This is a genomic window from Stenomitos rutilans (assembly GCF_059505485.1).
On sequence record NZ_JCACKR010000116.1, the window covers coordinates 32507 to 55383 of the forward strand.

38 protein-coding genes are annotated in these 22877 nt (G+C 49.8%); 18 read left to right on the top strand and 20 right to left on the bottom strand.

The features are described from left to right. Positions 1-22: 22 nt before the first annotated feature. Positions 23-844 (top strand): AlbA family DNA-binding domain-containing protein, encoded by an 822-nt coding sequence (locus AC5JLP_RS23540; RefSeq protein ID WP_496070400.1) that lies wholly within the window; start codon positions 23-25, stop codon positions 842-844. Here the strand turns inward: AC5JLP_RS23540 and tnpA (AC5JLP_RS23545) are convergent. Continuing rightward, a complete protein-coding gene (tnpA, locus tag AC5JLP_RS23545) occupies positions 804-1211 on the bottom strand; it encodes an IS200/IS605 family transposase (protein ID WP_496070401.1) in 408 nt (135 codons plus the stop codon). The genes AC5JLP_RS23540 and tnpA (AC5JLP_RS23545) overlap by 41 nt on opposite strands. Before the next feature lie 23 nt (positions 1212-1234). Here tnpA (AC5JLP_RS23545) and AC5JLP_RS23550 point away from each other — a divergent pair, with 23 nt between their 5' ends. Further along, on the top strand, positions 1235-2500 hold the full coding sequence (locus tag AC5JLP_RS23550) for an RNA-guided endonuclease InsQ/TnpB family protein (RefSeq protein WP_496070402.1): 1266 nt from the start codon (positions 1235-1237) through the stop codon (positions 2498-2500). 173 nt (positions 2501-2673) lie between these two features. Here the strand turns inward: AC5JLP_RS23550 and AC5JLP_RS23555 are convergent, their stop codons facing one another. Together AC5JLP_RS23555 and AC5JLP_RS23560 are read right to left on the bottom strand one after the other, a co-directional pair. Next, positions 2674-3072, bottom strand: a complete 399-nt coding sequence (locus AC5JLP_RS23555; protein ID WP_496070403.1) for a nuclear transport factor 2 family protein — start codon at positions 3070-3072, stop codon at positions 2674-2676. 103 nt (positions 3073-3175) lie between these two features. Then, on the bottom strand, positions 3176-4753 hold the full coding sequence (locus AC5JLP_RS23560; protein WP_496070404.1) for an MFS transporter: 1578 nt from the start codon (positions 4751-4753) through the stop codon (positions 3176-3178). A 207-nt stretch (positions 4754-4960) separates the two neighbouring features. On the opposite strand from AC5JLP_RS23560, the gene AC5JLP_RS23565 reads away from it, so the two are divergent. After that, positions 4961-5176 (top strand): DUF2281 domain-containing protein, encoded by a 216-nt coding sequence (locus AC5JLP_RS23565; RefSeq protein ID WP_496070405.1) that lies wholly within the window; start codon positions 4961-4963, stop codon positions 5174-5176. After that, positions 5176-5439 (top strand): type II toxin-antitoxin system RelE family toxin, encoded by a 264-nt coding sequence (locus tag AC5JLP_RS23570; protein WP_496070406.1) that lies wholly within the window; start codon positions 5176-5178, stop codon positions 5437-5439. The genes AC5JLP_RS23565 and AC5JLP_RS23570 overlap by 1 nt, the downstream gene beginning before the upstream one ends. Before the next feature lie 103 nt (positions 5440-5542). Here the strand turns inward: AC5JLP_RS23570 and AC5JLP_RS23575 are convergent, their stop codons facing one another. The 6 genes from AC5JLP_RS23575 to AC5JLP_RS23600 all read right to left on the bottom strand — a co-directional run bounded on the left by AC5JLP_RS23575 (position 5543) and on the right by AC5JLP_RS23600 (position 8414). Next, positions 5543-5779 carry a hypothetical protein gene (locus AC5JLP_RS23575; protein ID WP_496070407.1) on the bottom strand — a complete coding sequence of 79 codons (237 nt, stop codon included), beginning with the start codon at positions 5777-5779 and terminating at the stop codon, positions 5543-5545. Between the two features lie 10 nt (positions 5780-5789). Beyond that, positions 5790-6062, bottom strand: coding sequence for a hypothetical protein (locus AC5JLP_RS23580; RefSeq protein WP_496070408.1), 273 nt, complete (start codon positions 6060-6062; stop codon positions 5790-5792). A gap of 110 nt (positions 6063-6172) precedes the next feature. Then, on the bottom strand, positions 6173-6580 hold the full coding sequence (locus AC5JLP_RS23585; RefSeq protein ID WP_496070409.1) for a hypothetical protein: 408 nt from the start codon (positions 6578-6580) through the stop codon (positions 6173-6175). A gap of 52 nt (positions 6581-6632) precedes the next feature. Then, positions 6633-6920, bottom strand: a complete 288-nt coding sequence (locus tag AC5JLP_RS23590) for a hypothetical protein (RefSeq protein ID WP_496070410.1) — start codon at positions 6918-6920, stop codon at positions 6633-6635. Positions 6921-7012: 92 nt separating this feature from the next. Beyond that, entirely contained in the window at positions 7013-7228 is a 216-nt protein-coding gene (locus AC5JLP_RS23595) for a hypothetical protein (RefSeq protein WP_496070411.1), read from the bottom strand. Positions 7229-7289: 61 nt separating this feature from the next. Continuing rightward, complete coding sequence (locus AC5JLP_RS23600; protein WP_496070412.1) at positions 7290-8414, bottom strand: RNA-guided endonuclease InsQ/TnpB family protein; 1125 nt, start codon at positions 8412-8414, stop codon at positions 7290-7292. Positions 8415-8440: 26 nt separating this feature from the next. On the opposite strand from AC5JLP_RS23600, the gene tnpA (AC5JLP_RS23605) reads away from it, so the two are divergent. Then, a complete protein-coding gene (tnpA, locus tag AC5JLP_RS23605; RefSeq protein ID WP_496070413.1) occupies positions 8441-8836 on the top strand; it encodes an IS200/IS605 family transposase in 396 nt (131 codons plus the stop codon). A 114-nt stretch (positions 8837-8950) separates the two neighbouring features. On the opposite strand, the gene AC5JLP_RS23610 is transcribed toward tnpA (AC5JLP_RS23605), so the two are convergent. From AC5JLP_RS23610 to AC5JLP_RS23640, 7 genes are all read right to left on the bottom strand, one after another. After that, entirely contained in the window at positions 8951-9220 is a 270-nt protein-coding gene (locus AC5JLP_RS23610) for a hypothetical protein (RefSeq protein WP_496070414.1), read from the bottom strand. A 26-nt stretch (positions 9221-9246) separates the two neighbouring features. Further along, on the bottom strand, positions 9247-10509 hold the full coding sequence (locus tag AC5JLP_RS23615; protein ID WP_496070415.1) for an RNA-guided endonuclease InsQ/TnpB family protein: 1263 nt from the start codon (positions 10507-10509) through the stop codon (positions 9247-9249). After that, positions 10496-10876, bottom strand: a complete 381-nt coding sequence (locus AC5JLP_RS23620) for a hypothetical protein (protein ID WP_496070416.1) — start codon at positions 10874-10876, stop codon at positions 10496-10498. The genes AC5JLP_RS23615 and AC5JLP_RS23620 overlap by 14 nt, the downstream gene beginning before the upstream one ends. 114 nt (positions 10877-10990) lie before the next feature. Beyond that, positions 10991-11158 carry a hypothetical protein gene (locus tag AC5JLP_RS23625; protein WP_496070417.1) on the bottom strand — a complete coding sequence of 56 codons (168 nt, stop codon included), beginning with the start codon at positions 11156-11158 and terminating at the stop codon, positions 10991-10993. An 81-nt stretch (positions 11159-11239) separates the two neighbouring features. After that, positions 11240-11539 (bottom strand): hypothetical protein, encoded by a 300-nt coding sequence (locus AC5JLP_RS23630; RefSeq protein ID WP_496070418.1) that lies wholly within the window; start codon positions 11537-11539, stop codon positions 11240-11242. A 42-nt stretch (positions 11540-11581) separates the two neighbouring features. Continuing rightward, the gene (locus tag AC5JLP_RS23635) at positions 11582-12043 is read right to left on the bottom strand and encodes a hypothetical protein (RefSeq protein WP_496070419.1); all 462 of its coding nucleotides are present in this window, start codon (positions 12041-12043) and stop codon (positions 11582-11584) included. Positions 12044-12134: 91 nt separating this feature from the next. After that, the gene (locus AC5JLP_RS23640; protein ID WP_496070420.1) at positions 12135-12308 is read right to left on the bottom strand and encodes a hypothetical protein; all 174 of its coding nucleotides are present in this window, start codon (positions 12306-12308) and stop codon (positions 12135-12137) included. A gap of 487 nt (positions 12309-12795) precedes the next feature. Between AC5JLP_RS23640 and AC5JLP_RS23645 the strand changes: the two genes are divergently transcribed. The 6 genes from AC5JLP_RS23645 to AC5JLP_RS23670 all read left to right on the top strand — a co-directional run bounded on the left by AC5JLP_RS23645 (position 12796) and on the right by AC5JLP_RS23670 (position 15251). Beyond that, a complete protein-coding gene (locus AC5JLP_RS23645) occupies positions 12796-13068 on the top strand; it encodes a helix-turn-helix domain-containing protein (RefSeq protein ID WP_496070421.1) in 273 nt (90 codons plus the stop codon). A 101-nt stretch (positions 13069-13169) separates the two neighbouring features. Continuing rightward, complete coding sequence (locus tag AC5JLP_RS23650; protein WP_496070422.1) at positions 13170-13679, top strand: GIY-YIG nuclease family protein; 510 nt, start codon at positions 13170-13172, stop codon at positions 13677-13679. Beyond that, positions 13680-14219, top strand: a complete 540-nt coding sequence (locus AC5JLP_RS23655) for a hypothetical protein (RefSeq protein WP_496070423.1) — start codon at positions 13680-13682, stop codon at positions 14217-14219. Continuing rightward, a complete protein-coding gene (locus tag AC5JLP_RS23660; protein ID WP_496070424.1) occupies positions 14212-14355 on the top strand; it encodes a hypothetical protein in 144 nt (47 codons plus the stop codon). Before AC5JLP_RS23655 ends, AC5JLP_RS23660 begins: the two co-directional genes overlap by 8 nt. Before the next feature lie 67 nt (positions 14356-14422). Next, on the top strand, positions 14423-14773 hold the full coding sequence (locus tag AC5JLP_RS23665) for a hypothetical protein (RefSeq protein ID WP_496070425.1): 351 nt from the start codon (positions 14423-14425) through the stop codon (positions 14771-14773). A 91-nt stretch (positions 14774-14864) separates the two neighbouring features. Next, positions 14865-15251, top strand: coding sequence for a hypothetical protein (locus AC5JLP_RS23670; protein ID WP_496070426.1), 387 nt, complete (start codon positions 14865-14867; stop codon positions 15249-15251). Here AC5JLP_RS23670 and AC5JLP_RS23675 read toward each other — a convergent pair. From AC5JLP_RS23675 to AC5JLP_RS23685, 3 genes are all read right to left on the bottom strand, one after another. Continuing rightward, positions 15246-15374, bottom strand: coding sequence for a hypothetical protein (locus AC5JLP_RS23675; protein WP_496070427.1), 129 nt, complete (start codon positions 15372-15374; stop codon positions 15246-15248). The two genes, AC5JLP_RS23670 and AC5JLP_RS23675, sit on opposite strands and share 6 nt — an antisense overlap. A gap of 125 nt (positions 15375-15499) precedes the next feature. After that, positions 15500-15751 carry a hypothetical protein gene (locus AC5JLP_RS23680; protein WP_496070428.1) on the bottom strand — a complete coding sequence of 84 codons (252 nt, stop codon included), beginning with the start codon at positions 15749-15751 and terminating at the stop codon, positions 15500-15502. A 199-nt stretch (positions 15752-15950) separates the two neighbouring features. After that, positions 15951-16307 carry a hypothetical protein gene (locus AC5JLP_RS23685; RefSeq protein ID WP_496070429.1) on the bottom strand — a complete coding sequence of 119 codons (357 nt, stop codon included), beginning with the start codon at positions 16305-16307 and terminating at the stop codon, positions 15951-15953. Positions 16308-16483: 176 nt separating this feature from the next. Between AC5JLP_RS23685 and AC5JLP_RS23690 the strand changes: the two genes are divergently transcribed. The 7 genes from AC5JLP_RS23690 (at position 16484) to AC5JLP_RS23720 (ending at position 21392) form a co-directional block, all read left to right on the top strand. Further along, positions 16484-17467, top strand: coding sequence for a hypothetical protein (locus AC5JLP_RS23690; RefSeq protein WP_496070430.1), 984 nt, complete (start codon positions 16484-16486; stop codon positions 17465-17467). After that, positions 17464-17715 carry a hypothetical protein gene (locus tag AC5JLP_RS23695; RefSeq protein ID WP_496070431.1) on the top strand — a complete coding sequence of 84 codons (252 nt, stop codon included), beginning with the start codon at positions 17464-17466 and terminating at the stop codon, positions 17713-17715. The genes AC5JLP_RS23690 and AC5JLP_RS23695 overlap by 4 nt, the downstream gene beginning before the upstream one ends. A 358-nt stretch (positions 17716-18073) precedes the next feature. Further along, positions 18074-18601 carry a hypothetical protein gene (locus tag AC5JLP_RS23700; RefSeq protein WP_496070432.1) on the top strand — a complete coding sequence of 176 codons (528 nt, stop codon included), beginning with the start codon at positions 18074-18076 and terminating at the stop codon, positions 18599-18601. Next, complete coding sequence (locus AC5JLP_RS23705; protein ID WP_496070433.1) at positions 18598-19350, top strand: hypothetical protein; 753 nt, start codon at positions 18598-18600, stop codon at positions 19348-19350. Before AC5JLP_RS23700 ends, AC5JLP_RS23705 begins: the two co-directional genes overlap by 4 nt. A gap of 8 nt (positions 19351-19358) precedes the next feature. Next, positions 19359-20768, top strand: coding sequence for a hypothetical protein (locus AC5JLP_RS23710; protein ID WP_496070434.1), 1410 nt, complete (start codon positions 19359-19361; stop codon positions 20766-20768). After that, complete coding sequence (locus tag AC5JLP_RS23715; protein ID WP_496070435.1) at positions 20761-20961, top strand: hypothetical protein; 201 nt, start codon at positions 20761-20763, stop codon at positions 20959-20961. The genes AC5JLP_RS23710 and AC5JLP_RS23715 overlap by 8 nt, the downstream gene beginning before the upstream one ends. Next, positions 20958-21392 (top strand): hypothetical protein, encoded by a 435-nt coding sequence (locus AC5JLP_RS23720; protein WP_496070436.1) that lies wholly within the window; start codon positions 20958-20960, stop codon positions 21390-21392. Before AC5JLP_RS23715 ends, AC5JLP_RS23720 begins: the two co-directional genes overlap by 4 nt. Positions 21393-21534: 142 nt before the next feature. Here the strand turns inward: AC5JLP_RS23720 and AC5JLP_RS23725 are convergent, their stop codons facing one another. Then, a complete protein-coding gene (locus AC5JLP_RS23725; RefSeq protein WP_496070437.1) occupies positions 21535-22755 on the bottom strand; it encodes an RNA-guided endonuclease InsQ/TnpB family protein in 1221 nt (406 codons plus the stop codon). Positions 22756-22877 lie beyond the last annotated feature (122 nt).

Here is a 22877-nt window from a genome sequence, read left to right on the forward strand (position 1 = left end):
TTTTGAGAAAGGGTAGACAGATATGAATGTGCAAGCGCTCCTACTAGCTCTAAGCCTTGGTGAGGAGAAAGACTGGGAGTTTAAGTCTGCTAAAGGAGGTTTGCCAGGAGCTTTGTGGGACACTTACAGCGCTATGGCTAACACTGGTGGTGGTGTCATTGTTTTGGGTGTCAAGCAAGAAGGAGAAGAGTTCTCTATTGAGGGCTTGGAGAATCCGTCTAAAATCAAAAAAGCCTTTTGGGACACTATCAATAACAGAGGGAAAGTCAGTTATAACTTATTGCACGATGAAGACGTAACTTTATTGGGTGCTGAAGAGAGAAATGTCTTAGTGATTAGAGTTCCTAGAGCTACTCGAAGGCAGCGTCCTATTTATACCGGACAAAACCCACTATTTGGCACGTATCGTCGAAATTATGAAGGAGATTACCGCTGCTCTCCTGATGAAGTCGGAAGAATGCTGGCTGATCAGGCAGAAGAACCCGCAGACAGTCTTATTATTGAGAATTTCAACTTTGACGATTTAGATCCGCTTAGTTTGCAGCAATATCGGCAGCGATTTTCTGCGAGATCTCCGGCACATCCTTGGTTGGCAGAGGACTTGAAAGGGTTGCTTACAAAACTTGGAGGATGGCGTAAGGATCGTCAAACTCAAGATGAAGGGCTAACGATTGCGGGTTTATTAATGTTTGGTAAGGACGAAGCCATCAAAGCCTCCGAGGTACTCCCGCCACAGCGAAGCTTGGCGGTGATGGGGGATAGGAGCGGCACTTTCGGGGTTCGATACCCCCGAAAGTGCCAAGCTAGTCGGCGGGCGAAAGTTGATGCTCCACATACGCTTTAAGTTGTTCAAGGGTTACACCTCCGGCTGATGCTACGAAATAAGCTCCAGTCCAGAACACAGGCTTGCGGTAGACCTGATCAAGTTCTTCTGCAAACTCTTTACGAATTAAACGACTGGACACAGTTTTTAGGTTGTTGACCAACTTGCTCACTTCAACATCAGGTGGATAATCAATCAACAGGTGAACATGGTCAGCTTCACCGTTGAACTCAATTACTTTGCTACGCCACTTTTGACAGGTTGCCTTGAGGATCTCTCCCAGTCGATTTAGGATGGCTTGACTGATGACCTTTTTTCGGTACTTGGTTACAAGCACTAAATGTATGTTGAGCTTGTAAACACAGCGATAGCCTTTGTTGTACTTCATTGCACTAATGTTAGACTAGTACAATGCTACTCACATACCAGTACAAACTCAACCCCACTCCGGGACAGGCGGCAATTATGGCGCTCTGGGGCGAGTTACTGCGGCGGCATTGGAACTATGCGCTCGGTCAAAGGCTTGACTGGCTGCGACGTACCCGTTGCCAGATTGACCGATGCAGTCTTGTCTCTGAGCCGATTGGTGAGGTTTCTGAAAAGGTTGATTACTATACTCAAGCATCGGATTTACGCACGACTAAAGAACTGTTCCCGGAATACAAAGACATCTATTCCGATTGCCAGCAGCAGAATTTAATGAGACTGGACAAAGCCTGGAAGCGCTGGCTGCTTCCCGACAAAAACGGAAAACGTGGCGGCATGCCGCGCTTCAAGAAACGAGGTGATATTTGCTCGTTTACCTTTCCGCGTGTGAACTGCCCTAAAGCGGGAGCAACACTAACCGGAAATACTTTGAAGCTTTCCAGAATCGGTGAGATGGCAGTGGTTTTGCACCGCTCAATCCCGAACGGTTTTAACCTCAAGCAAGCTACTATCTTGCATAAAGCGGATGGCTGGTATGTCAGCCTCAGTTTGGAGGACGGGACGGTTCCAGAACCGTTACCTGTCGATGCAATCAAATCAGTAGTTGGCATTGATGTTGGGTTAGAAAAGTTTTTGGCAACCTCAGATGGTCAAGCAGTACAGATTCCGCAGTTTTACCGGAAAGCGCAAAAGCAATTAGCCCGTCAACAGCGCCAACTTTCCCGCAAGCAAAAGGGGTCTAACAACTACCAGAAACAAGCAAATCGAGTGGCAAAGCTGCATCTGCACATTGCCCGTCAACGCAAAGACTTTCACTACCAGGTTGCACACTGGCTTTGTGATTTGTATGACTTGATAGCGTTTGAGCACTTGAACATCAAAGGACTTGCCAGAACCCGACTGGCAAAATCGATACTGGATGCCGCCTGGGGCGCATTCCTGAACATCCTGCAAGCAGTAGCGGTCAAACGCGGCAAGTGGGCAATAGAAGGCGACGCTAGGGGCACCAGTATTGAATGTTCGAGTTGCGGTGAACGGGTTGAAAAAATGCTGAAAGATCGAGTGCATAGCTGTTGCTGTGGGCTGGTGATTGACCGAGATTGGAATAGCGGCATTAACATCTTGAATCGAGTACAACGGACGCTTGGACTAGCGTTTGCTGGCTGTGGAGGCTTAGGGGTTGCCCTGCCTGTGAAGCAGCATTTTTCAATTGTGAGATTGGAAGCCCTCGTTACACCGCTCTGCGGTTAGCGGCGGGAGTTGTCACTGAGCAGATTACCGATCCTCGCTTCGGTAAGGTCAACATCTACCCGCGATCAATCCTGGAGCAGGTGTTTGCAGGAGCGGTCAGCATTCCGAGCTAAGGAAGTCACACCAACAGAGCGGTGCTGACAATATGTCATCGTGACTTAATCATGCAGCGACTACGCAAAAACAGGCGTTGTATCTGTATAGAAACGCACTGATTTTACTAAACCAGCTTCATTGAGATCCGTGAAAGCGACTGCCCGGATAGAAACTTTCTTTTCATCTAAACGAGTGTAATGATTGATGGCTTCTAAAACGTAGTTTTGGTCGGTTCCGTAGATGTTTAGAAGTTCGTGTTCTAACGCCTTGAAGCTTCGCCAATAAGCGCCAAGTCCTTGCGTAATCGCTTCCTTGCCCTTCATCGGAGGACTATTGTTAGATTGGACTTCACAATCATCTGCTAGAAAGTTAGCGTAAGCTTCTATATCCAAGCTATCGAGTGCCTGTAAATACTGAAGATAACGTTCGTAAGCTGACTCAGAGATCTGATTGATTCTCAACGAATTGGTTTTCACTTCTATCTCCTTCTGTAGCCGTAACTTTACACAGGGTACGGCATAGTTGCAACATTATCTATTCCCAGTGCCATCTGTAAGACAGCGTTGGGAGTATGTCAACTCATGAGCTTATTTTCTCACGCTGCTCAATCATCAACGCTGCGGTGACTGCACTTGCGATCGCCAAGCCCGCCGACAGCCACATCACCCAACGAAAGCCATCTAAAAACGCTGCGGCGATCGCCGCTTTCAAGGCGGCTGCCACTTCAGCCCGCAAGCCGGGAGGGATGCTTGCTGCCGCCAAGTTGATACGTTGGGTGTCTAAAAACTGCTGTGCCTCTGAAGGTAGTTGTAGTGGTACAAGACGTTGGTTCAGGCTGTGGTTGAACCGATTTAGCATCACCAGACCAAAGACAGCGATTGCCATCAGGCTAGCAATCCGAGAAACAGCGTTATTAACCCCTGAGGCGACTCCCACATAACGCCCATCGACAGCGTTCATCACCGCAGTCGTTAGAGGAGCCACACAGATTGCCATGCCCAAACCCAAAATGACGACGGCGGGAAAGAAGGTAGTCCAATAGCTACCACCAATACCAGGGCGTGTCATGAAGCCGAGACCAACTGCTGCAATCGCTGTACCAATAATCAACGGTTGTCGGGCACCGTAGCGATCAACCAGTCCTCCTGACCACCGTGAGAGGAGAAACATAATGATCGGAAAGGGCACGAGAGCGGCTCCAGCACCTGTGGTTGAGTAGCCCTGCACTTGAATGAGATTGAAGGGAAGAAAGAACAATGCACCGCCTAAGGCAGAGTACAGCAAAAAGGTGAGCAGATTGGCACCACTAAAGGTACGAGAACGAAACAGGGCTAACGGCAGCATGGGCGAAGCGAGGCGAGCTTCTACCCAAAAAAAGAGACCTGAAATTACTACCCCTACCGTGAGCGCGCTTATAACAAAGAGATTAAACCCCATACTGGCAGACTCTAGCAAGCCATAAATCATGCCACTCAACCCTATGATCGCTAATAGTGCTCCCAGCCAGTCCAACTGCAAGGCTTCAGCATCACGGCTTTCGGGAACACGCCAAAGGCTAATTAGAATGACAATGGCTGCTAGCGGCAGATTAATCAGAAAGATCCAACGCCACGATAAAGCTTCAATTAACCACCCACCAAGTATGGGGCCAGCGGCTGAAGTCATGGCTGTGAACCCCGACCATAGCCCGATGGCGGCTCCGCGTTGTGCATCGGTAAAGGAAGCACCAATAATTGCTAGACTGCCAGGGATCAGCAACGCTCCACCGATGCCCTGAATGCCACGAGCAATGATCAGTTGCTGGATCGTGGGAGCTAAGCCACACCAAGCAGAGGCGATCGCAAAAAGTGCCACGCCTAAGATAAAAATTCGTCGTCGTCCAAAATGGTCACCCAACGAACCACCGACCAGGATCAGCGCCGCTACGAATAGAGCATACGCTTCTACCACCCATTGCACATCTGCAACCGTTGCCTTTAAGCCTGTTTGCAATACGGGTAGAGCCACATTCACCACCGTACTGTCAATGAAAGCCATGCTAGAGCCAAGAATTGTAGCCGCCAGCACCCATGCTCTAGCATTTTGCCGACAAGGGGTAGAAGGTTTTTTTGAACGAATAACTCCTTCATCACACGGCGGTTTGATTGTATGTGTCACGTCCTAGCTTTCCTGACAGTTGCCTTCGCTATCTTAGAATTGCTTTGCTATCGATGGTAGTCTCATTTCAAAAAACAAAGAGCGGCGATGGGAGTATGTTCACAACTGACTGCCATCTTATAACGGTTATAAGATGGCAGTGAGCACTGAATTGTATTTTCATGCAGCCGCTCGCACGGTTACGACACCCAACCAAGACACCCGACCATGACCACTGTTAAAGAGCAGCTTTTGCAAGCGCTCGATCGAGCGCCGGATTCGGTGCTCGAAGAGGCGCTACACTATGTGCAGTATTTAACCGATCGACACCTTGACGCGATCGAACTACGCGAAGACTTAGAGGCTATTCGTGCTGCCCGACAAGAAAGGGAGACTGAAGGCACCGTGTCTTGGGAAGAACTTAAAACGGAGATCGGCTTGTAGTGGTTTACCGCATTGAGTTCATCAAAAGGGCAGCAAAAGAGCTTAAAGCGTTGCCCTTAGACATCCAGTTGCAGCTCAAGCCTAAAATCGACGCACTAGCTGAAAACCCGCGACCTCCTGGGGTGATCAAATTAGAGGGTGAGGACAACGCGTATCGTCTGCGTGTGCGAGACTATCGCCTAGTCTATGAAATTTATGATGACAGGCTCGTTATTTCTGTCGTTAGAGTGGGACATCGCCGCGAGGTTTACCGACGACTATGACCAACCAAACACCCGACGATTTTGAAACGATTCGTCAGCTTTTAGCGTTTGCTAGAGGCAGCAGCAGCTTGATCGGCGTTTGCTAGAGGCAGCAGCAGCTTGATTAGGGTTGCAATGCTTTCTCAGCCTCCTGGATATCGGCTTTAACCTGATCGCAAGCCTTGATCGCGCTGCCACTGCAAGAAGTGCAGGTTTTGAGTTGAGCTGCAACATTGGTAAGCGTCCCTTTCACTGCTGCGGTAGAGGGGATGGTATCGATCTGTACCTCCATCCAATAGTCGATGATTTTGTGATAGTCTCGCATTTGCTCACCACACGCCTGCACCTCGTCTCGATCCATGCATTGATCCTCAAACCTCCTTCGCTGTTGTAGTTAGTTCTTCTGCCAAAATCAGGCTCTGTGCCAGCAACCGATCGCTCACATCTTGCAACCGTTTCAGGTAAGCCAAACGAGCGGCGATCGCTACTCTGATGCGATCGGGTACAGGTTGCCCTTTGCGGGTGTAGTTCTCGGCTGAGTTGAGCAACGCCAGGTAATTGGCATACTGCGATCGGCTGGTGTGGTGAAAGTTGTCCAGTTTTTGCTCTAACTGGGTCAGAGCGTCCGGTTCTGAATAATTCATGATCTCTAGGTGACGAAGGAACACAGGAAAACCGACAGCGTGACGGCATTGGTTTGGCAGCTTCTGCTGCTTCATTGGCCTTAACACGCCCTAGATCGATGCCGTTTCTCTTACGGTAGTTTGAGCCAAAAACCATGCTCTACTTTTTGTCGCCGTTCAAGTTCTCTGATTTCAGCAATTGTTTTGACTTCGTTTTCCTCTCTCCATTGCTTCCATGAGTCGTCAGTGGCGATCCATTTAACCCATTCTTCTGTATCTGGCTTTGGCTCGAAGGATGGCTTCAGCTCATAAAACTCTTTGTTTTGGTTCTCTTCGCAGCGTTCGCAAAGCCATCCACCACCATGTTTCATGCAGAAATGTAAACCGCATCCTTTATTGCCGCCGTATGGTTCCCCGCCACAGACGTAACTGATGCCGCGATCGATTTCTTCTTCACATCCCGGATGATCACAAACTGCGGGCACGGCATAGCCAATGAACCGCGTAAAAGTTGAATCGTAACCGATACTCCAACCCATAATTTTGCTCCAAGGCTATCGTTCAACAGAAAGAACACACGACGAACCGAGTTTAAGCGTTGCGCGTACCAGAGCCACTCGATCGACCGGGCCCACCAACGCGACCCGGATCGAAGTCCGCCATCAGCTTGCGGTGTCCTCCTTTTTCTGGCGGCACATCAACGGCTGCAATTTCTTGCTCAGAAGGATTGTGGCAGGGGATGCAATCCTGGTAATCCCCACTGCTAACAACGCGGCCAATACGACCGTTACGGTAGCAGCCACCGCACCCCGCGATCGTGCAGGGTTTGACGTTCAAAACAACAGACAACGAGAGCGTAAACAAAGTTGATACGATCAAAGCGAGTCTCCTATTAGTAGTGGGTGATTCAGGCGATCGCAAGTCTTGCAGGAGGAGCGATCGCCAAAACCGATTATCAACAGGGAAGGGAGCTAGAACCAGCGACGGCGTGCATGTCCCCGCACATCAACGCCACCGTCCTCGTCTCTTTCTTCTCGTCCGTCCTCACTGTTGAGCGAGACTTCGTACTTTGGCTGCTGACCTTGGCTCCCAGCTTCGCCGTTCATCTCGGTAGCAAGACGTGTTGCGCCTTTGAATGACATGCCATCAGTGACGGTTTGACCTTCGTACTTAACTCTGTAGCCCATGATTGTTCTTCCTTTTTCTAATTGAGCCACTCCCACTTCTAAAGAGAGTGGGATTCAGGCTTCAGACAGCGATAGCAGGCAAAGCCGGTCTGACATCGCCTAAGCCTATGGTTGAACTCCCAACCTTTTTGATATTTACTGAAGCATTTTCGTCCCGGGCATGTCCCGCATGGCACTCAGGACAACGCCACCAACGGGTAGAAAGGTCTAGAGACTTCAGCACATGACCGCAATGAGAGCAGGTCTTAGAGGATGGATACCAGCGGTCTACATAGATAACCTGCTTGCCTTTCTTTTTGGCAACCCACTCTAGAATTTGCAAAAACTCTCCCAGCGCCAAATCACTAATCTTGCGCCCCCACAGACGTTGCATCCCTTTCAGGTTCAACGTTTCAAAGCACAAGACATCAAACTGGTCTGTCAGTCGATGAGCCAACTTCCAGAACCAATCAGACCGTCTGTTAGCAATGTCCTCATGCTTTCGTGCCAGGTTAAGCCGTGCTTGTTCGCGGTTGTGCGAACCTTTCACCTTACGGGAAAGCTCACGGTTAGCCTTCTTCACGGCATTCAAAGATTGCTTGAAGAACTCTGGTGCGTCAAGGCTGAAACCCTCAGAACACGTTAAAAACCGCTTCAACCCAAAATCAAAGCCAGCGACACGACTCGACTCGACCTTAACTTGTGGGACAGGTTCAGTGTCAACGACCACAGCCATAAACAACTCCCCCAACGGAGTGCGTTTGATGGTGACGGTTTTGACGGTGCCTTCGATGGGTCTGGAGTTCCAGTACTGATACACCCGCTTGCCGATCTGGATGCGATTGCCACCCAGAAACTTATAGCCAGCTTGCTTGAGGGTGAACGATTTATACTTTCTGACTTTCTTGAAGTTGGGCGGTCTGACTCCTTTGGTGTGGTGCTTGAAAAACAGTTGATAGGCTTTCTCGATCCGCTGGCAGATGTCTTGCACCGCTTGGGAACCGACCTGCTGCCAGAAGGCAATTCGCTTGCGTTTCTTGGCAATATGAGCCTGAAGCCTCGCACAGTTCAAGTGCTTGCCATACATCCGGTAGTACCGCTTATGAATCGCGATGCAGCGGTTGTAGATGATCCCAGCGACGTTGATGACGCGCTTGAGATACCGATTCCGCTTGTGGTTGTACAGCTTGAACTTCAGAGTCTTCATGCAAACAATTGTACTACAATGTGTCTATGAGTAGCAACTATAGACATAAGATCACATCGGTTTCGCTGGTCAACTATCACTTTGTTTGGATTGTCCGTAGACGCAGAAGAGTTCTGACGGGCAGTATCAAGCAACGGTTAGAGATATTGATCCATGACGCTTGCAGGGAATTAGACTGCGAGGTTTTGAGCCTTGCGGTGGAACCTGAACACGTTCATCTTTTTCTAAATTGCCCGCCAACTTTCGCGCCATCTGATTTGATGCACCGCATTAAAGGACGGACGGCGCGTTATCTTAGGCAAGCGTTCCCTGAGTTGATGAAATTGCCGAGTATGTGGACGAGAGCTTATTTCGTCTCTACGGCTGGCAACGTCTCTAGCAGTACCATTCAGAAATACATTGAAGCTCAAGGGAAAGGGTGACGGCGCTTAAAAGCGCTAACGCTACATCCCACCCATAAATGAGGTGGGCTTTGCTTCAACTACCGCTGTAATTTAAGCGCGATCGCCTTTGACGAGCATCAACAGGGAAAAGAATTAGAACTTGTCGCGGGTCAGTTGCACTTCTAGCACTTGCCAACCGTCGCCCAACTCTTCGCGGATTACCCGTTGACGGCAGGTAAGGCTGGTCAAGGAACAGACCATATCCAGCGGATGTCTCACGCCACTGGGCGACATGATGCGGCCTACAAAGCGAAAGCTCGGTGTTTGAGCAGTAACAGCACGATCGGTCAAATAAACGATGCCAGGTTGAATTGCGGGCGGCTGCCTGTCAAGTTCGAGTGATGTTGGAGCACTCTTTGACACTCCCCGCGCTTAAGCGACGGGGATTTTTAAGAGTTCCAGAAACGGATTCTTAAAGGCGAAGTCAATGCGCCCCTACTGACTCCACTAAGGTCAAGCCCCAATGTTGCCGCTACTTTAGCGATACAATTAGCCGCCCCATTGCAATCAGCGTTGAGATACCAGTTCATTGCGGTTCTGAACAAACCCCGCTTGACTCGTTTCCCTGACGACTGCCACCCTTCGGGTTTTTCACCGTGAGCAGGTAGGCTATCGCCATCCAGGAAACTAGCGGCTGAGGTGTTGGCTTCCTCATGCTCAATCAACTCCATGCCGTACTGTTCGCACAGTTGAGCAACCCGAGTCTTAAGCCGTGCTGTGGGGATTTGGACAAACTTTTGATTTGTCTTGCGTCCCATGTTGGCATTCTGCTTTTGTCCCTGGTTCCAACCGAACACAATCCGACCGATACCATGCTTCAGGCAGTGATCAATCACTAGCCTTGCTGCTTTGTTCACAGCATCCCGCATCTGTCGATTGCGCTTTTCAGTGATGTTCGCAAGCTGCTTAGACCAGAAACCTTGAGGCTGATTCTTTTTGAGCGTGGCAATCCGCTTGTTGTACCACTGGTTTAAGGCTTTCAGGTGCTTGCCATCCACAATAAAACTTGTGCCAACATTGCTTACACAAGTCAGCCAGTTGTTAATGCCGTGGTCAATGCCAAGCACTTTAGCAGGGTCTAGCTGAGTGACGACTTTCTGCACTGGATAGACAAACTCAGCGTAGAAAGCCCCATTTCTAGGTAGAATGCGAACCTCTTTGATCTGCTGCCAATCCAGGTTGGACGGCATTGGGAGAAAGATTTCCTCAATACCAAACCACGCCTTAACCTGAGCACCAAGCGGGATTCTAATGCCTTCCTCAAACAGTTTGAGCCATCGCTTAGGATAGCTGACCGTGAAGAGTCCAGCCTTGCGATAGTTAGGCAGTGATGGCTTTTCAGCCAGTTCACCCCGTCTCCATAACTTCAGCAGTTCACGGAACGACCGGAAAGCTTCAGCCACAGAGTTGCAGGTCTGCTGTGCCGATGAAACGTACATCGCTGTGAAATGGCGGTTCTTAGATCGTGCCATCTCCTCACAAATTGCCGCTCGCCCCACGTACTTCTTTGTTTTGAAGTAGATCTGACGAGCGTAGTAGAGAGAGCAGTTGTAGACCTTGTTGGATTCAGAGCAAAGATACTCAAGAATTGCCTGAGTACCTGCGTCTGGATGCAACAGAACTGGTTGGCATCCAAATTTAGTATTCGACATCAGCCCACCAATCGCCATCTTGCATATACATTTCAAACCCTGGATTATTGACCTCAATAAAGGCTTCTAGCTCAGATTTCATTACGGAGTTGCCAGTTTCGTAATCAGGGCACACTTGAGCCGTTGCAAAAGCCTGTTTATTTGCCGCAATCGCCTTGTTGGTGACATCAATTAAGCCCTGCCAAAAATCAAGTTCATCTTTTAACTTCTCTGGCTCGTCACTGTAAACAACCCTTGATGAAGCAATCTCAAATCTATAAGCCTGAGCAATCCGGGTCATCAACTCTTCAAAGCAAGTTGCTTCCCTCGCTTTAGATTGAGCTTGATTTGCCCTATTTGAAAGGCTCACAACATAATCCGTTGTCATACTTTGTTGTCTCCTTTATACTTATCGACGAGGTTGTCTGCCTTCTGTAATAGTTGGATGGGCTTTGTTGAGAGCGCTTCCGATTGCAGTCGGGGCGCTCTTTTGCTTTGGGCGTTAATCTTTAGTCGCTTCTTCTACCTCCTTTTTCGCTTCCTCATTTCTGGTTTCCACCCACAGGGTTTTATCGTGCTTGGCAATTGTGTAGCGACCCCCTTGAGGGCTTTCGTAGTCTGTGTTCTCGCCTTCTTCCAACTTTGATGCCGCAATAAAAAGGCCTAACATTGTTTTCTCCTCGTAGTGAATAGTGCTTGAAGCGCGATCGCTCACGCTGTTCGCAGGCAGCAGCAAAATGACTGAGACGGTCTAGCTTTGCGGGTTTTCCCATTCCTGAATGACTGAGATTGCATTGCCCGTCACTTGCCCGACCTTTCGCCACCCGTCAGTAGTCCTAAGCAAAATTCGCTCTTGATGGCTAGAGTAACCGGGGTCAAAACTACACTTCAGTGTTTGGCAGATAGTTTTTGCCTGCTGTACTTGATCTGGCGCAGCGTGAACAGCCACACCGCCAGCAGTGATATTTGCTTCAATACCAACTTGGGTAAGAAGCTCGATGAGATCAAGTGCGGTTTGATAGCCGCAGCATTCAGCCGTAAACAAAGCCATTTTTGAACCTCTTGGGCCGGGTGAATCGGAACGCAACTCTCGTTAGTGCACGCTGACGGGCTGAAACCCTTTAGCCTTGCGATGGCGACGCTTGACGGGTGCATCGGCGTAGATTGGCTTAGCCATGATGGCATCAGCCTGAGCGAAGAGTTCGACAAGCAGTGCGCATCCCTCTTCAGCGATTTCGTTACCAACCAGAAATTCGGAGGGATGCTCTAGATGGGAGGCGATGAAACGATCGCGCCAGTCAATGCACTGATCAAACTGTTCGCGGGTACGGTTGCCTAACCAGACGGCAGCGAAGGCGCTCATCCAGGCTAGGGCGATGACTGAGAGGATGAGGAATTCGTAGCAGCGTTGGGCCTCTTCGCTGGAAACCAACTGCCAGAAACGGACGGCGTAGGGCTTGACGCTCGCGTAGACCAATTTGAGGGCGACGTAGCCGGAAGCGAGGGTGACGATGAGCTGATGGCGGACGTTGTAGTGATTGAGTGTGGCTTGCATGGCGGGTCTCCGTGCGGTGGATGAATGGTATGCAATAAGTGGTCAAAAGGGCGCGCGGGAATCGAACCCGCTGAACCGATCGCCCTAGTTGTCAGACAGCGATCGCAAGAAAAGTGCCGTTTTTGTAAAGGGCGGCGATCGCCGCAGCAAAAGCATCAGCCTCTAGCTGAGATTCAAAGCGCTTGGGGTGGCGATCGTAGCGAGAATCGAAAATCTGTTCGTATTTGCCGTTGTCGTAGATTTCAATGCGGTAATCTTGCGCCATTGGTTCCGCGTGTGGTGTACGCTCCTCCGTCTTTCTCTCCTGCAACTTGGAATGCAGCGTTGGCGCGTTAGCGTAATTTCAGGACTGAGGACGGTTAAGCCGTTTCTGTTATCCGATTTCCATTCGGCTACCCAGCAACCCTGTGACGAACCCGACGTCGTGGTGCCCCTTTGGTGACGGCGGGCGCTTGGCGTGACCGTGTGATTGAGTTGTCTTGAGTGTGGGTGAGGTGCCGAGCCGTGAGTGCCTGGTTAGCGAGTGTTCTCAGGCGGCGTGTCGGGGGCGTAGTGTCAGTGAAGTTCTCTGTTCCCCGTCCCTCACCCATGAATCTAATATAGCGTTCAACGCCACACATGTCACTATCAAAGATATACTTATCGCTTACAGCGCAGGTGGCTAAGAATAAGATGTTCTGATAGCGTTTAATGCGTTATGTATTGCTTTCAACGCTATATTAGTAGCAACTACCCACTAACAGGAGATACTTATGGATGCAGTGTTAATGCAACCCGAAGTGAGTAGAGTGTCTTGGTTACTGCGTCAAGTGATGGCGCACCGAAAAATCACTAACAAAGCCTTAGCTGAGCGTCTGGGAAAACATCCCACCACGATCGCTCGGCTGAAGGCTCAAGATACTCTGCCAGAGATCGGCAACGCTGCGATTGAAGAGATTCGCGTAGCAATTACCGAGCTGAGTAAAGATAGGTTTGGGATCTGCCCTCTGTCTGAATTGCTTCAACTTGAAGAGGATCAGCCATGACCTGCGGTATCTACTGCGTCACCAACACGGTGACTGAAGTGGGGCATCGCAAAAAGATCTACCGTTAGCCACAAAAATTAAAGCGATTGCGAAGAACAGCTATGAACATTTCAGAAGCTTTAGCGAGATACCCGTACAACTCAACACAATGGAAAGAGCTAGATTTCGAGTCGGAAATAGATTTAAAGATGGTTCTGTTTTTATCTCCTGCCAGTTATGGAATTGATTGCATGGACGCAATTCTTGTGACAGGGAAACGAGTGACGCTGTTTAATGAATTTGCTAAAAATTATCTTTTGTTTTGGCACCAAGCATTATCTGAAGTGAGACACAAAGAATCAAAGACTACTCCTGGGACAGGTGGCGCAAGAGCGGTTTACTTTTTATTTGACGACCTTCGTCAGTCTATAAAAATAGGCACTTCTCTTTGTGTAAAGCAAAGGATTAAAGACCTGCAAATGGGCACTTCAGCAAACCTTCAATGTTTGAAAACAATAAAAGGAGGTCGAGAAAAAGAGCATCAATTACATAAAAAGTTCGCTCATTTACATATTAGGGGCGAGTGGTTTAGAGCTACCTCAGAACTGATTAGTTTCATTGAGGGGTGCTAGATGCTAATTGAGTCGGCTCCTGGTGGAGGTTCTACGCATTCTGAGCAGATTTACTTAACCGTTGACTGCTTCAAATCACTGGCAATGATGGCAGGCACAGATCGAGGCAAAGAAGTCCGGCAGTATTTTCTTAATTGCGAACGTGACTTGAAGAGCAGAACGTTGGCACCAACGCAACCTCTCTCTGAACTGGAAGCGTTGCAAATTGCTGTTGGCAAGCTGGTGGAGCAAGAGCGTCGTGTGAGGCAATTAGAAGCCGCAAAAGAGCAGGCTGACCAGCGCCTGAGCGCGATCGAAGCTGAGCAGGATCGCTACCAAGCTCCTTGTGGTCACAAGTACACGGTGCTGGCGTATGCCAGTCTCAACAAGCTGGAACTATCCCGCAATGGGGCAGCAGTACAAGGTAAACGAGCGACTGCTCTGTGTCGCCAGCAACAGCTTGAGATCGAGCAAATCTATGATCCTCGGTTTGGCAAAGTCAACATCTACCCACAGTCGATTTTGGAGCAGGTGTTTACGGGAGTGTTAAGCCATGATTGACTCAACCAAAGCGACTCGTGCTGATGTGCTGATTGGCTCTTTTATTGCCGGTGGGTTTAAGCTACCTGATCAAACTTATCGAATGTCACTAGCGCCCTTGACATTGCCGATCGCCTCTCGCCCGATTGGGGCTTAGTCGTCTTTGCCGTGTTTTTTGTAGCAGTATGCGCGTGGCTGGTGTGGAAGTATGGAGATAAGGACGAATGAGTATTGAAGATTTAAAGTACAACGATTTTTGGAAGCACAAATGTTTGACTGTTGGATGTTCGTTTGAAACGTTCGATCGTCACCAGTCCATCGCTCTCAAATTGGCTCAGACACAGCTTGCTTACTCAAATACCCAAGTGGTCAAAGCTGGGGCTGAGACTATCTACCAGTGGTTTGCTAAAGGTAAAACCAAGTTGCCGCAAACTGAACAGGAAGCATTGGAATGGGCTAAAGATCTTTTGCTCAACTTGAGCGGCGATTTGCTTATTGGTGCTGCCATGATTCAAGCTTCTGCTCCTGGTTGGTTTGACGAGGCAAAGAAGGTTTGGGTTGGCGATCGCCCATAAAAACCCTTCGATCGTGCGATCGAGGGGTGAAGGGAGTTTGGTTTCAGGTTTATAGGGCATATCCCGCTACAGTTCCTATTAGGTACTTTTTATGAAACACAAGGTTCAATGCTTGCTATATCGCAACGGTAATCGCTGCAAAACCTTAGTTGTGGTCGAGCCTCCGTTCACCAGTGGCGGCATATCGAAAGCCATTTGGCAAGCAAAACGACTCTTGGAAGAAAAACTTGATCAGGAGGGTTGGGATCTTGCCATTACAACGGGTGTCTCGGTTGGCAATGAAGTTGCCGAAGAGTTAGAACCTGGGGCAAGTTTGGTTGACGGTGATGTTACAGCAACTGAGTATGTCACCGTCAACACTTCTTACGAATGGGTGTTTGAACGCCTTAAAAAACTTCATGAGTCTGTAGGCAGAGGGCAATTGCCTGGTGATGTTGGCTTTTTCCGCAAGAAACTAACAGAAAGCGATCGCTCATAAAATATTCTTGATCGCGAGATCGAGCCCTCGGTTGGCAGACTCAGCGTACCGTGCCGCACTACCAAGCAACTGCTTGACCGTTTCAAATTCATCTCTGGTCACTAAATCTGCTTGGTTGCTCATAGCGTTGAAGCTTGCAGAGGGGTCTACGCAAAAGGGTATCGGTATACCCAAGGTACTCCACAAACCCGTCACGGTAAAGCCACCTTATGACGGGTTTGCATGGCAGAGCTTCGCAATCTCAAACATTACGCCGATCGCCGTTGCTCCCACCGTTGTTCTTCCTCACTCTTTGGCATCACCTCGCCCGATGGCAGGAGTGCAAAGCCTCGCTTAAGTAGGGCCTGCATCGTCGCAAAGCCTTTGGACGCACCAGGAATGCGGTAATCGGGTACCTGGTACTGGGGAAACTGCGTGTACGGCTTCCAGCCGTCACCAATGTTGAGGTACAAAAGCTTGGGTTGGTCTGGAGTTGGCGATCGCCATTGCATTTGTTGCATCGGGTAGGCCTCAAATTTTTGCCATGTTAGCGCATGAATGATTTTACGGCGATCGCTTTGCCTGTTACCGCAGACAAAAACTCCTGTCTTCACTGGCAGGGGTTTTAGTTTGACTATCTAGATTCGTCAGGCTCTGCGGTTTGTCGCCTAAGCTTGCGATTCACTAAGACTTTGTTGCTCTTCTCAGCATGCTTATAAACTAGCTGCTCTTGCGTTTTTCATATGAGTCAAGCCCCCATGCAAGGCAGAACGCCTCGGAAGCATCATCCAGATTCAGATACTCGCCGTACTTCTGCTCTTCCAGAAATTGTGTCACCACTTCTTTAGGCGTGATTCCAAGCAGCTTGGCTCTGACCTTGACCGCTGTAGCGATCGCCTGAATATTCTCAGGCACCGTTGCCCAATCCATCAAAAATTGCTCCATCGTGCGAGTCTTTGAGGTGTCACGCACGAACACGCCTTGAGCCGCGTAAAAAATCTCAACCTCGATCGGGAGGCGCATTGGGATCGGGCGATCGCGCGGGTCTATCGACTTTGGACTCACAGACTCAACCATTGGTGACTACCTAGCAACATCTTAAAGGCTTTCACTCACATCTTAGTTCTGGTTGCTAATTGGTTACCAATTTGGTTACTAAATGGAAACCATGTGCTACAGTTCTACTTGTATCCACAGGTAGCCACGAGTCACCACCTGACACCACGAGCTACAACTACATGTTTTGGAGGGCTATGGGAGCTACTACGGCAAGCAAGCCGAGAACTGAAAATTTGACACGAGAAACCGTTGTCTTTGACGGCGGTAATCGCACGATTCAGTGGATTGATGCTCTGGGGATGGTGCATACTATCCCTTCGTTTATCAAGTTCATCGACCCAACTTGGCAAGAAATCGAGCCATCGCTGAATAGCGTGGTGATTGAGCACGAAGGGCAAACTTTTGTGCTGGGGCAAGCTGCTAAAGAAGAGAACGGTAAGCCCATTTTTGAGGCGGGCAAGATCAGTCTTGCCCCGAAGCTTGTACTGGCAGCCTTAGAGCCAAATCGAGGCGAGACTGCTGTCCGCATCGAGCGGTTATTGTTGGCGCTGCCCAGTTCTCGTGTCGCTGAAGATTTAGAGATCTTGAAGTCGATCGAAGGGACGCATGAGTTTAGCCGCAACGGACAGTCTATTGTCGCGACGGTGGTTCAGGTCGTGCCAGTTGATGAGACAAAAGCTGCTTATGCGGCGGCAGCGAGAGACCGCTTGTTTCGGTCAGAGAGCAAGTTGAACGGTGTCTTAGATCTGGGTGGTGGAACCGCGATCGCCCGTCTCTACAAGACCGATGGCTCAATCAAGCGCGATATGGATGTCATCCTGCAAGGCACTGATGCCTTGGCTGAGGCGATTTCGGCACGCATCACTCACATGCTGGGGCACACAGTGCCAGCGTGGGCAATCATGGATGGCATTGAGCGCGGCGATTACGCGATCGGGGAAGGTGGGCAGAGCTTTAAGCCTGCTTTTGATTTTGCCCACGCAGAATGGTTGACCAACATCCGGCAAAAGATCGGTAGCAAATGGAAAGCGCTTAATCAGTCTGGTCAGATTGGAGAAGTCATGATCATTGGTGGCTCGGCACCTTTGGCAAAACCGTTGGAAGAGCTTACCAAGGGTCGGTTTTTTGTGTCTGATATGCCTCAAGTGATTTCTATTCGTTCGATGCCTCTGTTATGACTTTGCCGTTGCGTGTTCAGTTCTCAGGGGATAAAGCTGAGTACGCTCGGCACCTAGCCAAGGTTGCGGGGTTAGACGATGACGTACACCGCTTGTTTTGCCAAATGATGCATCTCTACGGCGCGGATTGGGAAAGCCGTTGGGCAGCAGACAGCAATCAGTTTCAACCGCGATCGCCCAAGCTTCTGCCTCCAGAGTTTGAGTCTGTCTCACATGAGTCGTCGATTGATTCTATTCCAGGGTTGTAACTGATGGTTGTTTGTATCCACAGGTAGCCACGAGTCACCACCTGTCACCACTTGTTGTTTTGAAGCTATTCCTCTTATTTTGCTTCCGCTTAGCCTACGCATCTACCTGCACACCCATGCAGATCAACTAGACGTCTATTACGTTGCCTGGAGTCCAGCGTTAAATCTAAGAGTTTATTTACCCATCTGCAACCCGCTTGGAGACGGCGATGCAGACGATAGCAAGGTTGAATCTACAAGAATCGACCAGTTGGCCTACCCGTCTGCCTACCCGCCTGCACAGCTTCCCTAGCACCGTCGCCAATGCTTTTCATTTTTGGTAGACCGACAGAAGTTTCACTCACTCTCTCACTCAGCCATGAAAGATTCACTTCCCGCACTTTTAGTTTTTGGCACGATCGTCGCCCTAGTCATCGTCACTCAGAAAGACAACTTGACCAAACAAGCCAAAGCCTCCAGTCAACTACGACAGCAGGGTCAGCAAGCAGAAATTGCTGCTGCTGCTGCTGACCTCCGACGCATGAGCTTGGAGCAGGCGCTGACGGACAAGCAAACGGCTCAGCCGTTGGAGGCAGCAAACGCACAGGAGGGCAACAAGATTGCGACTGGGCGTTATCTGTCCAACTGCCGATCGCCGCGTGCTGCTGATGGTCAGGGTATTGCGATCGCGCCTGGGATGTCCCTTAACGATCCATTGACCGGGTTCTTCATCCCAGACAATACGCCCGTTTGCGATTCGTCAGGCAACACGGGCATCATGCTCAACGGTGTGGTGATTCAGTTTGCCCGTTTGACCGATTCACCCAAGCGCGTCTTGCCCAAGGAAACGTTTGAGACCTATTTCAAAGCTGTCCCGGCTGCCAAAATTTCACGAGGTTCGCTATGAGAATACTGGATGGTTGTTTGAAAGGGTTGCAGTGGGCGATCGTCGCTGCTGCTCTGTTGTTGATCTGGTTTATCGCCTATTTCAATGTGGTGGAGTACCAGCGCGTCTTTCTGGGTCTGGGCTTAGGCGGGTTTGCGGTATGGGTTGGTATGGCTGTTTTTTGCTTGGTGCAAGCAATGGAGATCCGACCCATCCTGCTGAAGCACAAACACAATCGTTGTAGTGAGATGATTGCGTTTGCTGAGAAGCAGGGCTGTGATGCCAAGCCGTTAATCGTGCAACTGAAAGAGGAAGCAGCGATACGTACCAAGCGCATTCGGCGCGCCGTGTGGATGGCCTACTTGTTTACGTTTATTGATCTAGCTTTGTGCGTCTTTCTTCTGTTTACGCCCATCATCAAGCCTGGTGTCAGTCTGATGACAGTGCTACTCACAATGAACATGAGCCTCATTGTGTGGCCGAATGTGTTCAAGACCTTGGGTACGGTTTGGCTACTGCCAGCGCTTACCAAGATGTTGATCAGTGAGTCGAATGAAACGGGGTTGCCTAATCTATCCGGGGCTTTTGCCGCACTCAAAGCCAAGATGAAGCCAGTGCAGGGCGAAAAGAGAGAAGCGCAATTGCAAGCGAGAACTGTGCGGCGGCAAGCACCACAGTCTCAACCTGGGTTCGTGGTAGTGCCCTACGCCCAACCACAAGCGCCTAAAGCTGAATCAAATGGCAAACATCCTGAACCCGTAAACAATTGAGGTAGATCATGCAGGAACGACAACCAACCGTAGCCGACTTGTGTGAACGTGCCACTCTCAACCAGGTTGCTGCTGATTGTATTAACCCCTGGAGCTTTTACGGTCTGACCGCTGGCAGTTTTGGTTTAGCGTTTGTTTCTGGGCTGTGGTGGCTGGCTCCATTAGGTATAGCTGTAGCTGCTTATGATGCCTGGAACCACACCAAAGCATCGGTACGCAAGGAGCGAGACATCAAGGCAAACCCCGGCGCGTGGATGAAGTATGCCGATGTGCCGTTGGCAGAATTGAAGCGTAAAGAGCGACTATTGGCGACACCGTTACAAGCTTTGGATGTACAGAATCGTGTTAGATCCTCGCAGGCGATTACTGCATTGCCTGCCACTACTTCTAAAGATTCTGAAGCAAAACCACTCAGCCAGTATTTTGAATTGTTTCGTTACCGCCCTCTGTTAATTTGGGGGCCACAAGGTAGTGGTAAATCAACGATCGCTCGTGCCATTGTGCAGATGAAGCGGGAGCATCACCAAGAGACCCCGATTATTAATCCACATGGTTCACCAGTGGAATGGGGTGATTCTCAAGTGATTGGACAAGGGCGTAACTATGATCGCATTAACGAATTCCTTGCTCAGTATCTTGGTGATCTTGACAATCGCTATAAAGAATTTGCAGATTCAGGTTTAACGGAGCAAAAATTTCTAGAGCATCTGGTGGCAACTAGTCGTGTCATGTCTCCCGTCTGCGAAGAGATGTCAGGGTGGGCACACAATCTTGATAAGGATTTGCTCGGCTCGTTTTCTTTAGCCTGTCTTTCAGAATCTCGCAAAGTGGCAATGTGCCCTGTTTTTATTTCACACGATCGCGCCCTTGATTTTCTAGGGTTGAAACGTGGTGCCAACTTACGAGATTCTGGGCTGATTGAATTAGAGCTAATGCCACCCAATCACCATCCTGATACAGGGTTGCTCTGTTCGTCTGGTTTGGGTGTGCTACGCATTCCGGGCGGTACTTCGTTCAGAGTGCATTTCGACGATTTCCAACAACCAGAACTGAGCTGTGTTGCCTATCCACAGGGAGAACTGCAAGCGTCGATCGGCTCTAGATTTGTTGCTGCTGCTCAATCGGTGCGAACAAAAATCCAAGATGCGGTCGGTGCGCGTGACGACAATGAAGTGATGGTGGCTAAATACGCTGAGATTTTGCCTGAATGCGAAACCTATAGCGATGTCCTGGAACGCATCGGCACCCTCTTGCATCGGCGGGGGCTGATTAACGAGCGCAAGGTTGGGCACCTGAAAGGCTGGCTGACGCGCAACAACCTGATGCACCCTGGTCAGACGATCGATGTTGAGCCTGAGGCAGAGAACTGCGATCCGTTGCCACCACCCAGACCATACAGGAGAAATGGCAATGGCTGACCCTAGAGACAATGGCAGCATTGTGACAGGTTTTTGGATGGCAATTTTTCTAGTGATCTGGTCGATCGTTGTCTTTTGGCTAGGCTACAAGGTGAGAGATGACGGTAATATCTGGCGCTTCCCTTTTACACATCAACCTACCCGCCAAGAAATGCGCGATCAGCTTTACCCTTCACCTGGAATCCAGCCATGACCGACTACCGCAGTTACATCACCTCTGACGAATGGCGTGAAAGACATCCAGACTGGCTTAAGGAAGCTGGTTATAGATGTTCGCTTTTCCCTTGGGTTAAAGTAGGGCGCAAGCATCATTACGCCATGCACCATCTCGATTACCGCAACTTGGGACACGAGACCTATTGGTGGGATGTTCTGGTTCTATCGCCTGCCGCGCACGACTGGCTGATTCATGGGTTGCTTTCAGGCTGGAAGCGTCCTCACCAGCAGAAGCACTATCCCAACCTGCCCCAGCGTCTTGCCCACAATTGGGGGCGTTTGCCCTACTTCCTGAAGATGTTGCTTGTCGCTGCTATCTTTGTGGCGTTGGGCGCAGCCCTGTCCAGCAACCACATTTTCGGTGGGGGACTTGGTGTCTTGATTTTTATCCTTGTCTTGTGGGTCTAAAAGAACAGGTTTACACTCTCGGATGCAACGTCTCCTCGATCGCAGCCCTGATCCTGGTCAGCAGCGCGATCGCTCCTTCCAATTGCCGCTTAGCTTTGCCTGTCTCGCCTTGCAACTCGCGTGACGTACTCCCATCGCCGCTCTACGAGACGGCGTGGGCTTCTCTGTGACTCCCAGCTATTGCCAGGACATTTCCAGAGCGATTAAGAACGGGATGACCCACCGCCCTTATCTTCATATTCCTGGCTGCATTGTGGTCACGGTCATAGACTGCCCCACATGAGCAGCTATGCACCCTATCAGCCAGTGTCTTAGGCACTGCTGCACCGCAGTCTGAACAGTCAATCGTTGACCTGGCTGGATTCTTTGGTAATGTCCCGCCCCCGGCTCTTTCAGCCTTGTAAGCGGCAATCTTCAAGAATTGACTCCAGCCAGCATCATTGATCGATTTGGCAAATCTTGTCCTTGCCAGTCCTTTGATATTTAAGTCTTCATGGGCAATGTATTGGTATTGCAAGAGAAGCTTGTTAACCGTCTTGTGGTGAAAATCTCTGCGCTGATTAGCCACTTTCAAATGAGCTTTGGCAACTCGTTTTACTGCTTTTCTGCGGCGATTTGAGCCTTTCTTTTTCCTGGACAGTTGACGCTGTAACCGCTTCAGTCGCTTCTCTGCTTTGCGGTAATGTTGGGGGATGCCTACTGGTTCCCCGTCACTCGTGACCAGAAAAGACTTCAACCCCATATCAATCCCAACGGTATTCTCCCAATTGGGCGCATCGGCAGTCAGTTCTGGCACTGATAAATCTTCAAGGCTGAGGCTCACATACCAACCATCGGCTTTATGGGTAATCGTAGCAGTCTTAAGCTTGAACCCATCGGGTAGGGGACGATGCAGAATCAGCTTGACCTTACCGATTTTAGGCAGAGTGATGAATTTGCCATCAACGCAGTCTTGCTTGATCTGAGGAAAGGTGAAGCTGCGATATCTGCCTTTACCCTTAAAGCGTGGCTTGCCTGAGCGTTTCCCACTGCTATTGCCCTTCAACCACCGCTCAAAGGTCTTCTTGACCCGCTCGACGCAGTTCTGTAGCACTTGTGAATGGATGTCTGCATAGTCGGGGAACAAAGCTTTACTGTTCACCAGGTCGCGCTTCTGAGAGTAGAAATCGGGTTGATCTTTGAGTTCTGGCAGATGACAGACTTCAATCGAGCAACGGTCAATGTCACAGCGGTTTTGCTCCCACCAATTGAAACGCTCTGCCAAGCGATAGTTGTATTGCCGTCGCAGCAGTTCCAGCCAGTTGTCAATCGTGGCTTGCTGTTGAGCGGTTAGGCGTAAGCGGTATTGGTAAGCGATTCTCATGCGGCTGGTTCAGAGGTGTGCTTGAGTTGTTTGCGCGTGATTACGAACCATTGATTGCGGATACGCTTAGAGGTGCTGTGGGAGGGGAGATTAAAATCCTTTATCGACTTGATTAGAACACT

Coding starts and splice junctions, on each gene's coding strand:
- AC5JLP_RS23670 (WP_496070426.1), top strand. CDS start 14,865: ATGAAACACAAGGTTCAATGCTTGCTATATCGCAACGGTAATCGCTGC.
- AC5JLP_RS23580 (WP_496070408.1), bottom strand. CDS start 6,062: ATGAATTATTCAGAACCGGACGCTCTGACCCAGTTAGAGCAAAAACTG.
- AC5JLP_RS23595 (WP_496070411.1), bottom strand. CDS start 7,228: ATGGGCTACAGAGTTAAGTACGAAGGTCAAACCGTCACTGATGGCATG.
- AC5JLP_RS23630 (WP_496070418.1), bottom strand. CDS start 11,539: ATGGCTTTGTTTACGGCTGAATGCTGCGGCTATCAAACCGCACTTGAT.
- AC5JLP_RS23700 (WP_496070432.1), top strand. CDS start 18,074: ATGAAAGATTCACTTCCCGCACTTTTAGTTTTTGGCACGATCGTCGCC.
- AC5JLP_RS23725 (WP_496070437.1), bottom strand. CDS start 22,755: ATGAGAATCGCTTACCAATACCGCTTACGCCTAACCGCTCAACAGCAA.
- AC5JLP_RS23650 (WP_496070422.1), top strand. CDS start 13,170: ATGAACATTTCAGAAGCTTTAGCGAGATACCCGTACAACTCAACACAA.
- AC5JLP_RS23625 (WP_496070417.1), bottom strand. CDS start 11,158: ATGTTAGGCCTTTTTATTGCGGCATCAAAGTTGGAAGAAGGCGAGAAC.
- AC5JLP_RS23720 (WP_496070436.1), top strand. CDS start 20,958: ATGACCGACTACCGCAGTTACATCACCTCTGACGAATGGCGTGAAAGA.
- AC5JLP_RS23660 (WP_496070424.1), top strand. CDS start 14,212: ATGATTGACTCAACCAAAGCGACTCGTGCTGATGTGCTGATTGGCTCT.
- AC5JLP_RS23620 (WP_496070416.1), bottom strand. CDS start 10,876: ATGACAACGGATTATGTTGTGAGCCTTTCAAATAGGGCAAATCAAGCT.
- AC5JLP_RS23675 (WP_496070427.1), bottom strand. CDS start 15,374: ATGAGCAACCAAGCAGATTTAGTGACCAGAGATGAATTTGAAACGGTC.
- AC5JLP_RS23705 (WP_496070433.1), top strand. CDS start 18,598: ATGAGAATACTGGATGGTTGTTTGAAAGGGTTGCAGTGGGCGATCGTC.
- AC5JLP_RS23685 (WP_496070429.1), bottom strand. CDS start 16,307: ATGGTTGAGTCTGTGAGTCCAAAGTCGATAGACCCGCGCGATCGCCCG.
- AC5JLP_RS23565 (WP_496070405.1), top strand. CDS start 4,961: ATGACCACTGTTAAAGAGCAGCTTTTGCAAGCGCTCGATCGAGCGCCG.
- AC5JLP_RS23710 (WP_496070434.1), top strand. CDS start 19,359: ATGCAGGAACGACAACCAACCGTAGCCGACTTGTGTGAACGTGCCACT.
- AC5JLP_RS23695 (WP_496070431.1), top strand. CDS start 17,464: ATGACTTTGCCGTTGCGTGTTCAGTTCTCAGGGGATAAAGCTGAGTAC.
- AC5JLP_RS23615 (WP_496070415.1), bottom strand. CDS start 10,509: ATGTCGAATACTAAATTTGGATGCCAACCAGTTCTGTTGCATCCAGAC.
- AC5JLP_RS23640 (WP_496070420.1), bottom strand. CDS start 12,308: ATGGCGCAAGATTACCGCATTGAAATCTACGACAACGGCAAATACGAA.
- AC5JLP_RS23585 (WP_496070409.1), bottom strand. CDS start 6,580: ATGGGTTGGAGTATCGGTTACGATTCAACTTTTACGCGGTTCATTGGC.
- AC5JLP_RS23715 (WP_496070435.1), top strand. CDS start 20,761: ATGGCTGACCCTAGAGACAATGGCAGCATTGTGACAGGTTTTTGGATG.
- AC5JLP_RS23645 (WP_496070421.1), top strand. CDS start 12,796: ATGGATGCAGTGTTAATGCAACCCGAAGTGAGTAGAGTGTCTTGGTTA.
- AC5JLP_RS23550 (WP_496070402.1), top strand. CDS start 1,235: ATGCTACTCACATACCAGTACAAACTCAACCCCACTCCGGGACAGGCG.
- AC5JLP_RS23665 (WP_496070425.1), top strand. CDS start 14,423: ATGAGTATTGAAGATTTAAAGTACAACGATTTTTGGAAGCACAAATGT.
- AC5JLP_RS23680 (WP_496070428.1), bottom strand. CDS start 15,751: ATGCAACAAATGCAATGGCGATCGCCAACTCCAGACCAACCCAAGCTT.
- AC5JLP_RS23540 (WP_496070400.1), top strand. CDS start 23: ATGAATGTGCAAGCGCTCCTACTAGCTCTAAGCCTTGGTGAGGAGAAA.
- tnpA (WP_496070401.1), bottom strand. CDS start 1,211: ATGAAGTACAACAAAGGCTATCGCTGTGTTTACAAGCTCAACATACAT.
- AC5JLP_RS23655 (WP_496070423.1), top strand. CDS start 13,680: ATGCTAATTGAGTCGGCTCCTGGTGGAGGTTCTACGCATTCTGAGCAG.
- AC5JLP_RS23575 (WP_496070407.1), bottom strand. CDS start 5,779: ATGGATCGAGACGAGGTGCAGGCGTGTGGTGAGCAAATGCGAGACTAT.
- AC5JLP_RS23635 (WP_496070419.1), bottom strand. CDS start 12,043: ATGCAAGCCACACTCAATCACTACAACGTCCGCCATCAGCTCATCGTC.
- AC5JLP_RS23690 (WP_496070430.1), top strand. CDS start 16,484: ATGGGAGCTACTACGGCAAGCAAGCCGAGAACTGAAAATTTGACACGA.
- AC5JLP_RS23600 (WP_496070412.1), bottom strand. CDS start 8,414: ATGAAGACTCTGAAGTTCAAGCTGTACAACCACAAGCGGAATCGGTAT.
- tnpA (WP_496070413.1), top strand. CDS start 8,441: ATGAGTAGCAACTATAGACATAAGATCACATCGGTTTCGCTGGTCAAC.